Raw genomic sequence first — 11705 nt, 5'->3', positions numbered from 1 at the left:
GATGGGGCCTCGGGGGCGTTCGGCTAACTGCGGGAATGGCCTATTTGCTCAATGTGTTCGGCTGAGATCGGAAATCAACCAATTAAATTCAAACCTTGGTCATCAATCACATCTACCGCGGGCCGATAACGCCCGTCTCATGTGCTGCGATATAATCAATCTCACTAGATGCCAAATCAGCAAACCGAAGGAGCTGACGTGCTAACAATTCACTATGGTGATATGGAAAACGTTATCTACAACACGTCCGTTTACTTCGATAACGTATATTCGCCCCAGTGGTTTCAAGACTCCTTTGCCCAAAGGGTCATAAAATCCATCGACAAAGGCACCGTGGTAGGCCCCAATGCAATCGATACCAAGATTCTAGGCATCATTCCTCCCGAGAAACTATCCAGCGGCACCAAAACGCTACTGCTTATGTACTTTATGCCGCAGAATATATATAACGCCTCAAATTGCGGTGATAATTGCGCCTACTGGATTCTGAGGATCGCCGCGCAAAAGGATCTAACAATCAATCTCTACCACATAATGGATTTTGGAAACGGCAAATTCACGGTAACCATTGCAAATACGGGCGATATAGTCCACACAATGTTTGACCTTGTCCCCATAGCTGGAAAATGCCTAAGGGAGAACTCCTGATGCGCGGATCATACAAGGTAATTATTCAAAATAACCGGGTTCAGTTTAAACTGACCATCAATAGAAATCTGACCATCATCCAAGGTAACAGTGCTACAGGCAAGACAACTCTGCTTGATATGGTGGCAGCTCACGAAGAGCTTGGGGCACAAAGCGGCGTAACAGTAAGTTGCAAAGTGCCCTGTAAAACAATATCTGGAAAATATTGGCGTAGAGATCTCCAAGAGATTTCCAGCAGTATTGTTTTTATTGATGAGGGCAATACTTTTGTTCGATCAAGAGAATTTGCCCATGAAGCAAAGCGTAGCTCAAACTACTACGTAATTGTCGCCAGAGAGTCACTGCGCCAACTGCCCTATAGCGTTGATGAAATCTACGGTCTTAAGAACACCAACCGAACCACAACGAAGTATCCCGTTTACTCTCGTGTCTACACCTCTACATATCGTATTTACGGTGATACTGATTTTAGAGGCGAGAGGCCCGAGCTTGTCATTGTCGAGGACACAAATTCGGGCTACGAATTCTTCAGTTTGCTATGCAAAAAGAGCAGCATTAAATGCATCAGCGCGGGAGGCAAATCAAATATTTGCAACTGCATTATGGACGCACCGGAAAACGACATCCTCGTGATTGCCGACGGTGCCGCCTTTGGACCAGAAATTGCGGAAGCAGCTGCTCTATTGCGCCGAAAGAACATCAAGCTATTCCTACCGGAATCGTTTGAATGGCTCGTGTTGAAGTCGGGATTATTCAACAGCAAACACATTAAGGACATGCTGCTTAACCCCGCTGAACATATCGAAAGCTCAAAGTTCTTTAGCTGGGAGAAGTTCTTTACTGCAGAACTCATCGAATGCTCACGAGACACACGTTTTCGATATGACAAGAGCTGCTTGAACGAGGAGTACCTGAACCCCACCGCTCTTGCAGCTCTGGAGGATACTTTGCCGGACCTTGGCATTACTTCGCACTAAAACGAGAAGTACTCACTGTCGGAGGATAGGTTTGGTCCGAGCCACGGGTCGCCATCGAGGAAGAACTCAGGCCAGTGCTGCATGAACAGCGCCTGCTCACGCTTCCAGCGGCGCAGCTTTTCCTCGTTGGCCTCTTCCCTGCCGCGCGAGGTGAACTCGTAGTGGTACAGCTCGGCATAGGGCGTAAAGATGGTGCGGTAACCCGCCTCCCACACGCGCAGGCAAAAGTCTGCGTCGTTAAAACCGACGGCGAATTCCTCGTTGTAGCCGCCGACGCGCTCAAATACGTCGCGTCGCACCATCTGGCAGGCACCCGTCACGGCGCTAAAGTTGCCCGGGCGCACGGCACGGGCAAGATAGCCCTCGCGCTTTGCCGAGAAGTCCTGGTTGGCATGGGCAAGTGCGCCACGCACGCCAACCAAAATGCCGGCATGCTGCACCAGATGATCGGCAAAGTAGAGTTTGGCGCCCACCACGCCCGCATCGGGACGCTGCAGATAGCCCATCATCTCTTCAATAAAGTCCGGGCTTATGACCTCGGTATCGTTGTTCAGCAGCAGCAGGTAGTCACCCTTGGCGTGCTTCACACCAAAATTGATGATCTGAGAGTAATTGAACTCGCCCGGCCAGTACACAACGCGCGCGATGCCCTTGCCTTCGGATGCTGCAGCCACGCGCTCTGGCAGGGTTTCGTAATACGCAAACGTCTCCGGGGCTTCACTGTTGTTCTCCACCAAGACGATCTCGTAGTTGGTATACGTGGCCTTCTGGGCGATCGACATCACACAGGCATCGAGCGTCTCAATGTGATCCTTGGTGGGGATCACAATGCTCACCAGCGGCGCAGGCTCCGGCAGCGCATGGCGCATGCGGTAGACAAACGGCGTCTCGGTCTCCTCGACCGTTCCGTGAACGCCCAGCGCGTTAAAGTGGCGCTGCAGCGCAAGACGACCCGCTTCAATGGCATACGGCTTGCTATCGGCAGAGCCATCGGCGGTCGATCCCGGATGCACGCGCCAGTGATACAGCACATGCGCAACGTGCTCAAAGCGCGCGCCGGCTGCAAGGCAGCGAAGCGTCAAGTCGTAGTCCTGGGCGCCCGCAACGTCTTCTGGGGACATACCAATGTGATCGATGAGCGCCTTCTCCACCATCAGGAAATGCGTCACGCAGTTATGGCTATAGAGCAGGTCGACGTTGAGTACGGTCTTAAAGACCGGCTGGCCCCACTCCCCCGTTTTCTGGAACATGTCCTCATCACAGAACAGGACCTGGGGACGCTCGCCCTCGGCCGCCTTGTTCAGCGCGGAAACATACTGGAATAACGCGTCCGGTTCCAGAATGTCATCGTGGTCCAAGAAAGCGATGTAGTCGCCTGTCGCTTGCTCGATACCTGCGTTGGTGTTGACCACAATGCCGCCGTTGCCGGGAAGCTCGATGCGACGGATGCGCTCGTCGTTGGCACCTGCCGCAAGGGTGGCCACCGCGTCCCATTCGGGCGAGGCGTCCATAAGCAGCAATTCCCAGTTGTCATAGCTCTGGGCTTGCACCGATTCCAGCAGCTCGCGCAGGTAGACCCGATCAGTCTTGTAGCACGGCACCACAATGCTCACGAGCGGTCTATAGGCAAAGGCCGCCGAAGCGACACGCTGGCACGCCAAATCGCCCGGCTTTGCGCGATGCTGCTCAAACCAACGTCGATAAGCTGCGTCGTCTGCACGCGCGTCCTTCATACGGTTCCAGCTGTCGTCGACCATGCCGTTGTACAGGCGACCATCCATGGCGCAAAACCCGCTTTGGATCCGCTCTGTGGGATCGCTCACGATCGCGACAAAATCTCGTATATCCTGAGGCATCTCAACACTCAGATACGATTTATTGATGCGGCATCCGTTCTGCTGCGGAACATCGACCTGCGATTCAAACACATGCACGGTAACATCGATGGCATTCATATGCGTATCGAAGATCTGGAGCTCAGGCGCGCACTGGGGGTCTCCCGCCCAGGTAACCTCATAGCGCCACACCGCGCCGACGTCTGCCGGCAAATAGCGAATGGCATCGATCTCGTAGCGGCCGCAGTGTTCGCCACGCTGCGCATCGCGGATAAGCGCGCACAGCGCAGGCTTTGCTTTGTAGTTAATCTTGGATTCCAATTTGGCCACGCGGCTATCGAGACGAATAGAGCCCAACCTTTGGCCACCGGATGCAAAAACGGCATCCATCGACGAGCCATCCAAAAACGGAAGCACCAAAACGGCGAGCTCGCGCTCGTAATCGGAAACAGAAGGGCATAGCGCCAGCACACGGCCATGATCGACCGGGAGCACCAGTGACGGCAAACAAGAACCGCTCGTAGTCGCATGGGCAAACGCCTGAGAGGCCTCCCGCTCAATAAGCGCGGCGACATCCTGACCGGCAAAACGAAGCAGCACAAAAAGACGGCCCTGGCTGCGGCAAAGTGCCAAACGCTTGATACTCATCTACACTTCTCGCTTTCCCAGGGCGTTCGCTGCCACGCGCTTGCAGGCACCCAGGCGCCCAAACCTCAAGACGTCGTAATCGAACATGATCTTTTTGCACGCACGGGCGCTAGGGGCGTCGCTGGCAAGCGCTGCGCGCACCATGGCAGCGACAGAAGGAGCGCATTGCGCGAGCGCAACATCGCTGCCCACGGCAGAACCGGCAAGCGCAGTGGCAACGGCAGCAAACACCTTGCCGCAGTCCGAGCCCAGCAACCTGAGCGCGTCGTACAGCACCAGATCGCACAGGAAGTACGCCAGGTCATCGGCATGCTGTGCATCGAGACCGTCGCGCTGCCAGTCAGCCAGCACCGCAGAGTAAATCTTCACGTGCTCCAGCAGACGCGTCTCGTCGTCGTAGCGCATGGTGTCCATAAGCGAACCCTTGCGCGCCACGCGGTAGTCATACAGCTTGTTCGAGATAAGCGCGGTCTTGTGCGAACGGCCGTACACGGCAAAATCGAAGACCTGGTCCTCGCCATACTTAACGGTTTCGTCGAACACGATCCCGTAACCCAGCAAAAACTCACGCTTGCAGGCGGTGCGCCATGCAAAGGGGCGAGATGCTTCCTTAAACAGCAAGTCAGAGCTATAGCCTTCAAACGACACATCGCGCGGGCTCAGAACATAGTTAAGCCACGGATACCCCGCCTCAAGCGGATACGGGTTCGCGCCAAAGGTCAAAACGTCGCAGTCCTCGCGCTCAAAGGCATCGACGATCACGCGGCACGCATCGGGTGTAAAGCGGTCATCGGAATCCAAGAACCCGACGATAGGCGCCGTGGACGCGGCGATGCCCGCATTACGCGCACTCGACAGGCCGCCGTTTGGCTTATCGACCAGCGTAAAGCGCGCGTCCTTTTCGCAATAGGCAGCCGCAATATCGCGCGAACCGTCCGGCGAGCCATCGTTGACCAGCACGCCCTCCCAATCGGGCATGTCCTGCGCAAGCAGGGAGTCCAGGCACCAGGCCAGGCACTCCTCCACCTTATAGATGGGAACAACAACGGAAATCTTAGGGGTAGCCATAGTCACACACTCCTACTGGGCGGCCGAAACGTCATCGGGATGCGGGTTATCGCCGTAGGTGCGCTGATACGTCAGCAGGCGCCAGACCAGCGGCAGGCCGCCGATCTTAAAGTAATGCTTAAACGTATTGAGCTTGCCCGGCTTCTTAAAGTCAAAACGCGAATCGATATAGGCACGGGGCGACTTGACCATCAGGCGCAAGTCGGTCTCGCCACGCGGGTCGAACAGCGACAGATCAAAGCGACCAGCATCCCAATCGGCCTTGAGCTCGGGCGAGGCCTTTTCCCAAAACTGCTCGCGCAGCTCGTCGACCAGACGCTCGTCATTCCAGCGGTACGTATCGACCTTCATGCGCATTAAAATACCCTGAAGCTGAGCCTTAAGCTCGGGGCGCTCGTTCAAAAAGCGCAGCATCTCGGCATATTCGTCACACACGCAAAACACCTTGTTGGGCGAATTAACGGAGCTCTTCTCGTTATCCTGGCGATAGCACAAAATGGGGTCCGCAATAAACGCGGCGCGCTCGGCGCAAGCCCAAACCTTAAAGTTAAAGCCTGCGTCCTGATAAGAGGCGCCCGGCGTGGGAAGGAACCGAATCTGATTGTCGTTGAGGAACTCGCGCCGATAGATAGCCGACCAAATGGAAGGTTTGCGATAGAAGATGCCCGGACGATCGACGGGGCGATACGCGGCGCCCGTCATATGCTCGTCGATGATCCCAAACAGCTCACGGCGCTCGCTGGGCGTGGACCAATACAGGTAAAAGTCGCCCTTTACCACATCGGCATGCTCAGCATCGGCCTTGGCGACCAGCTTTTGGAGCGAATCCTCAAACATAAAGTCATCGGACTCTAAAATGCCCACGTACTCGCCACGCGCCATCTCCAGGCCGCGGTTCATCGAGTCGCCGTAGCCGCTGTTGGCCTTGTCGATCATCTTTACACGGGGATCGCGCTCCATGTACTCGCGGATGATATCCGGCGAGCTATCGGTGGAGCCGTCGTTGATGCAGATGATCTCGATGTCCTTGAGCGTCTGCGCCACGGCGGAATCGAGGCACTCGCGCAGGTAGCGCTCGACATTGCAAATGGGGACAAGCAGCGAAACTTTAGGGGTATCAGAGTTCTGCAAGAGAACCTCCTGTTGGATAGCGTGTAACAGGGTTATTTTAGCAGCCGAGTTGCGGCGGGCGGCAGCGCCTGGAATTAGATAAAGCGCTCCAGGCAGGCTTTGAGACCGCGAGTCGAAAGATAGAACAGCGTGGCATCTGCCATCGAAACGCCCGAGGTCGCTGCAACGAGCTTGTGGGCAACACGGCGAACGGCGCCCTTAGCAGGCATATCCGCCCACTCCGTTCCCATAAACGTCGTGAAAGCCCTGTTGACGCGAGCCGCCACGCGATGGAAGTCATCGGCATCCAAGCGCGCCAGGTCGAACACAATTAGGTCCAAAAACCAAGTTATCAGCTCGCCGGGGCACAGGTCCAAAAGACCGTAGGCCGCCCAGTCCTCCAAGACCTCCTCGAGCATTCTCATATGGGCATCGAGCTTTTTGGCGCGAGCCTCGGCACTGTTGAACTCGTGCGTCGCCGATTCACTCTCCATCACGTAGTGGTAGAACTTATCCGGCATGACGACGGTCTTGCGGGCAAGCGCATAAGCCGCAAATTGGAAGACGACGTCCTCGCCCAAAGCCAAACCGGGGGCGAAGCGAATGCCTTCGCGATTGAGCAGCTCGCACGAAAAAGCCGCACGGCAGGCATAGGGCTGCGCATTCGAATGGAACAGCAGTTGGGGATCACGGGCGCCGAAGGTACCAGCTTTGGGGCTCATGAGTTGCTGGACGCGCTTGGGGGCAGCATCGGCAGGTTCACAGACGCCGCCAAAAACGGCGGCCTCGGCATCTGCAGACTCCATGGAATGCAGCACGTGCTCGACCGTCCGGGCATCGATGTAATCGTCGGCGTCCACAAAAAAGACGGTCTCGCCCTCGGCGACATCGATACCGGCATTTCGAGCACACGAGACGCCCGCGTTTTCCTGGTCAATCACCAGTACGCGATCGTCGGCCTGCGCGATCTGGCGCAACACGTTCAACGAATCATCAGTCGAACCGTCGTTGACGCAGACAACCTGAATCGAGCGCTCGGACTGGGCCAACAGCGAATCGAGGCATCGCTGAATGGAGCGCGCAGAGTTGAAAACGGGGACGACAATGGTAGCTTTAGGACACGAGGCCTCTCCCATGCCGACCTACCCCCTCAGCGATTCGATGAGGAAGGCAGCGACCACGCCTGGACCTCCAACCGAGGCGTAATACTTAGCACGCCCCAAGGCACCATCCGTCGCAAAACTCGGATGCTCGTCAACCCAGCCCTCAGGATCTTTGAGGATGGCAGCGAGATTTGCGCGCTTCCACGGCTTGAGGTCGTCAAGCGAAAAGTCCCCGGCGTCCAAGGCCGCTTGGAACTCCTTGGCCATCTGAACCAGGAACTCCTTATAGAACTTGGGCGCCAGGCGCACGTAGTTCCACATGTACGAATCGTACTTAATGAGCTGATTGAACTTGAGCATGCGCGCGACGTCATCACTTGCGTGGTCGCGGGCATAATCCTCTCGAATCCAACGCTCAATCTCGGCATACTCGGTATTGACGCAAAAGACCTTAGCCGAAGAATTGACCGAGGAATTCTCGTTGTCCTGGCGATACGACAACACGGCATCATGCAGGTAAACAGCCTTTTCGGCGCACGCGATCACCTTAAAGGCGAATGACGTGTCCTGAAAGGATGCCCCCGGAGTCGGCAGGAACGTAATGCCGTTGCGCTCAAGGAAATCGCGACGGTACACGGCCGACCAAATCGACGGCTTTTGCTTAAAGAACTGCGTCGTATCGCTCGGGTGCACTGGCTTGCCGCAATCCTGAGGTCTAAACATCTCGTGCAGCGAGCGGCGCTCCTCGGGCTTAGACCAGTAAAAATCAAAGTTCGCCTTCGCAAAGTCGGCATTATTGCTATCGGCGGCCGAGACAAGCTTTTCGAGTGCGTCGGGCGCCATAAAGTCATCGGACTCCAAGATGCCAACGTACTTGCCACGCGCCATCTCCAGGCCGTGGTTCATCGAGTCGCCGTAGCCGCTGTTGGCCTTGTCGATCATCTTGACGCGCCCATCGCGCTCCATATACTCGCGGATAATCGCCGGCGAGTTGTCGGTCGACCCGTCGTTAATGCAGATGATCTCAATATCCTTGAGCGTCTGAGCCAGGGCGGAATCGAGGCACTCGCGCAGGTAGCGCTGAACATTGTAAATGGGAATAAGCAGCGACAGAACAGGGCTGCCAGAGACGTTAGTAGACAAATGTGCTCCTTAGGAAATACCTGTCGTTTCATGGTATCAAAGGGTCAGCGCGCCAGCGGGCGTTTATATAATCTATGGAGCCTCTTGCGGGCAAAGCAGCCCCACGTCATGCGGCGGGCCCATGGCAGGTTCCTGCGTTTTATTCAAAGCTTGCCGCTAAGGTGCGCCGAGCCTTTACAATAGGACAGTCCCAAGGACGTATTCGATAGCTTCCGTGCAGCGCATGCGCGCCGCGCGTGAAAGGATATATTGCCCCATGCCTTCAACCCTTCCCGCTCCCATCGATAAGCTCGCCATCGTCGTCGTTACGTACAAGCGCCAGGAACTCCTGGCCAACTTGTTCGACTCCATGACCGAGCTCACGGCCGCGCCCTGGCGCATCGTGATTGTCGATAACGAGAATTCGCGCGAGACCGAGGCCATGTGCGCCGCATTCAACGAGCGCCTGGCCAACCTGTGGGGCATCGACACCGAGCAGCTCGACGCGCAGGGCGGCACCGACCGTGTCATCTACGCCCCGCAGCTCGAAAACGGCGGCGGTGCGGGCGGCTTCTCCGCCGGCACCAAATGCGCCTACGACCTGGGCGCCCAGTGGTTCTGGGTGATGGACGACGACGTGCTCGTCATCCCCGAAGGCATCGAGCGTCTTGCCAAGTGGACCGACCGCTACGATGTCATCCAGGGTTCGCGCCTGGACTTTGACGGCGGCGCTTTCTTTTGGCAGTACCAGCTCATCCTCTCGCTCGGCATCCCTAACCCTATCGCCAAGTGGGATCTGGGTCCCGAGGGCTACCGCGCCATGAACCAGCTGTGCTTTGAGGGCGGCATGTTCTCGCGCCGCGTGGTCGACAAGATTGGCCTGCCCGACGCGCGCTTCTTTATCTACGGCGACGATGCCTGCTACGGCTACGTAGCCAGCCAGCACTTCCCCGCCGCCGTGGTCGCCGACGTGGTGCTCAAGCGTGCCCGCGCCGTCTCCAACTGGGATATCGCCGGCAAGCGCCAGCTCAACTCTACGAGCGACACCAACCGCTACTACATCATGCGCAACCGCGGTTATCTGGCCCGCTACATGCAGATTTACGGCGACTATCACCCCGTGCTGTTCCGTCTGGGCAACGCCGCGACCTTCTGCAAGGAGTTCATTCGCCTGGCCGCCGTTGACAAGTGCTTTAAGACCGGCATTCCGGCGCTGCGCCGTGGCATGAAGGACGCCCGCAAGATCGTTAAGGATCCCAACTGGAAGCCCATGCCGCCCATGAAGGACACCGAGTAACGGAAGCCGGAAACACCTCGGCGCTTAAAGCAGCTGGCACACCGTAGCCACATGCTGCCCATCAAAACCGAACCCCCAGCGCATGCGACCCACGCCGGGGCGCGGTACACGGATTTCGTCGATGCCGTCGCGCTCTATGTCGAGTAGCGACTGCACGGCCAGCAATTCCAGTCCCAGCGCATCCACATCGGGGTCATACATCAAGTTAATCGTTATCAGCGGGCGCTCGTCCAGCATGCCAATCGTATCTGCTACGTCGAACACAGCACCCGTAGGGAAAACCTGGATGTCCCAGCGACCTGCGCCACACTTTCGCCTCGAGGCAGGATTGGCATAGCCCGGTAAGCCAAAGCAGAGCCCCTGCAAGAGCAGATGATATGGCAGCGGCTTATCTGGGTCGGTCTCACCGATTCCCGCATCCCCCAGGATGCGGCTTAGCGCCCGCCTCACGGTATCCTCGTTCCCACGGCACAGCCCGTCGCGAAACGCATCGACGTCTCGAATGTCTTCGGCAGCGCACTCAAACCACTCAACAATCACTAGACGCAAGGCCTGTCTAAGCTCGTTATTGGGCAATCGCAAAGCACGGAGGCGATTGCCATGCTCTGGCTCCTCAGTCATATCCGTCGTGAGAAAACCGGACAGATACAGCGCTGTCCACATGCCATCGTCAGGCGAGACATCTGGCTCTGCAGTGCCCAAACAAAGCGGGACCTCAGCGCACCCATGGGCCTCGAGCAAATCAAACAAGACCGAAAGGCGGTCGAGATTCCACCCGGCAACTACCCTACTCAGGCAATCCGCATACCCATACAGATCGGCGCGCACAGGCGCCGTGCAGCCTCGGTCCAGAAAACCGATCACGCGCGCCGGACTCGAACAATAGACCCTGCCAAACCGATATCCCTCGAGCCATTCACGCGCATCATCAAGGTATTCCTCGCGCCCAGCATGATTCAACAGAGCCTGGACCTCGGCATCCGAAAAGCCGAACCAACGGTCACACCAGGTCGAAAGCGGCGTCGTCAGACAATACGAGCAGCAGTGCAAAGAAAGCGCCGCTTCGGCAGGGCCGGGACACTCCCCCATCAAACACGTCAGCCGCAACGAATCGCGCGCAGCAGCAATGGCGTCGAACAGCACGCGATCGAATAGATCCGCCGAATCGGCGCCGGAAGCGCCCCTTGCGCTCATACGGCCCAACCACGCCACGTCGTACCCATCAACGAGCAATACAACCTGCTCATCGTAGGCAATCTCCAGCAGCTCTATGAGCACACCGAGCACCGAGTCAACCTCGTCCTCGCTCGCCGCGCCACGCGCAACGCGTTCGATGTGACGCACCTTGTCTCGAGCTAAATCCGGAGCCTCCAAAAGCGCCAGCAGACGAGCGCACTCGCCCGAAAGAGCATCGCGCACGACGTCGGCAATAGCGGCGCCACGCCTCGCAGCGCCAGAAAAGTCCAGCGATATCACCGGATAGCAAGCATACTCATCCCGATAGCGCCCGCCGTCTGCATCCCAAATCTGAGCATCGGCAAACAAACGCTGACCAGCGCGACTGACCGCCGGACGCTCCAGAAAAGCCCTGAGCATCGACAAGTTCATGCTCTTGCCAAAACCCTCGGGTCGACAGCACACCACAACGGACGCGTCGCAATCCAACACATCTGCAATAAACATGGTCTTGTCGACCAGCGTGCAGCAACCAAGAGCCTCCGCATAGTCGTGCATGCCAATGGGTAAAGCCGCATCGTCGGCACAGCCGATCAAACGCACGCCAAAGCCGGCAGCACAACCATTATTTGCCTGTTCAGACACCAAAACGTTCCCCCTAAATCACAACACGGTGCCAATTGTAATGACCTCCTCGCGCGTACCGATGCCGCCGCGCGAT

9 protein-coding genes are annotated in these 11705 nt (G+C 57.1%); 3 read left to right on the top strand and 6 right to left on the bottom strand.

Features of this window, described 5'->3' with window-relative positions:
* The first annotated feature begins 198 nt into the window (after window positions 1–198).
* Together GPK39_RS02310 and GPK39_RS02305 are read left to right on the top strand one after the other, a co-directional pair.
* The gene (locus GPK39_RS02310; RefSeq protein WP_138112761.1) at window positions 199–648 is read left to right on the top strand and encodes a DUF4869 domain-containing protein; all 450 of its coding nucleotides are present in this window, start codon (window positions 199–201) and stop codon (window positions 646–648) included.
* Window positions 648–1625 carry a translation initiation factor 2 gene (locus GPK39_RS02305; RefSeq protein WP_117746656.1) on the top strand — a complete coding sequence of 326 codons (978 nt, stop codon included), beginning with the start codon at window positions 648–650 and terminating at the stop codon, window positions 1623–1625. Before GPK39_RS02310 ends, GPK39_RS02305 begins: the two co-directional genes overlap by 1 nt.
* Here the strand turns inward: GPK39_RS02305 and GPK39_RS02300 are convergent.
* From GPK39_RS02300 to GPK39_RS02280, 5 genes are all read right to left on the bottom strand, one after another.
* Window positions 1622–4108, bottom strand: a complete 2487-nt coding sequence (locus tag GPK39_RS02300; RefSeq protein WP_215673620.1) for a glycosyltransferase family 2 protein — start codon at window positions 4106–4108, stop codon at window positions 1622–1624. The two genes, GPK39_RS02305 and GPK39_RS02300, sit on opposite strands and share 4 nt — an antisense overlap.
* The gene (locus tag GPK39_RS02295; protein ID WP_215673619.1) at window positions 4109–5176 is read right to left on the bottom strand and encodes a glycosyltransferase; all 1068 of its coding nucleotides are present in this window, start codon (window positions 5174–5176) and stop codon (window positions 4109–4111) included.
* Between the two features lie 12 nt (window positions 5177–5188).
* A complete protein-coding gene (locus GPK39_RS02290) occupies window positions 5189–6307 on the bottom strand; it encodes a glycosyltransferase family 2 protein (RefSeq protein WP_215673618.1) in 1119 nt (372 codons plus the stop codon).
* 74 nt (window positions 6308–6381) lie between these two features.
* Window positions 6382–7422, bottom strand: a complete 1041-nt coding sequence (locus GPK39_RS02285) for a glycosyltransferase family 2 protein (protein ID WP_215673617.1) — start codon at window positions 7420–7422, stop codon at window positions 6382–6384.
* Window positions 7423–7428: 6 nt separating this feature from the next.
* A complete protein-coding gene (locus GPK39_RS02280) occupies window positions 7429–8532 on the bottom strand; it encodes a glycosyltransferase (protein ID WP_215673616.1) in 1104 nt (367 codons plus the stop codon).
* A 256-nt stretch (window positions 8533–8788) separates the two neighbouring features.
* Between GPK39_RS02280 and GPK39_RS02275 the strand changes: the two genes are divergently transcribed.
* The gene (locus GPK39_RS02275; RefSeq protein ID WP_195502643.1) at window positions 8789–9808 is read left to right on the top strand and encodes a glycosyltransferase; all 1020 of its coding nucleotides are present in this window, start codon (window positions 8789–8791) and stop codon (window positions 9806–9808) included.
* Between the two features lie 24 nt (window positions 9809–9832).
* On the opposite strand, the gene GPK39_RS02270 is transcribed toward GPK39_RS02275, so the two are convergent.
* Window positions 9833–11629 (bottom strand): AAA family ATPase, encoded by a 1797-nt coding sequence (locus GPK39_RS02270; RefSeq protein WP_215673615.1) that lies wholly within the window; start codon window positions 11627–11629, stop codon window positions 9833–9835.
* Window positions 11630–11705 lie beyond the last annotated feature (76 nt).

This window comes from Collinsella aerofaciens, assembly GCF_018785245.1.
In the GTDB taxonomy this organism is placed as follows: Bacteria; Actinomycetota; Coriobacteriia; order Coriobacteriales; family Coriobacteriaceae; genus Collinsella; species Collinsella aerofaciens_AD.
This window is presented reverse-complemented; position numbering and strand designations above follow the sequence as displayed.

Excerpts from the sequence above, each read along its gene's own strand:
- GPK39_RS02285 (WP_215673617.1), bottom strand. The coding sequence starts at position 7,422 with ATGGGAGAGGCCTCGTGTCCTAAAGCTACCATTGTCGTCCCCGTTTTC.
- GPK39_RS02305 (WP_117746656.1), top strand. The coding sequence starts at position 648 with ATGCGCGGATCATACAAGGTAATTATTCAAAATAACCGGGTTCAGTTT.
- GPK39_RS02300 (WP_215673620.1), bottom strand. The coding sequence starts at position 4,108 with ATGAGTATCAAGCGTTTGGCACTTTGCCGCAGCCAGGGCCGTCTTTTT.
- GPK39_RS02295 (WP_215673619.1), bottom strand. The coding sequence starts at position 5,176 with ATGGCTACCCCTAAGATTTCCGTTGTTGTTCCCATCTATAAGGTGGAG.
- GPK39_RS02275 (WP_195502643.1), top strand. The coding sequence starts at position 8,789 with ATGCCTTCAACCCTTCCCGCTCCCATCGATAAGCTCGCCATCGTCGTC.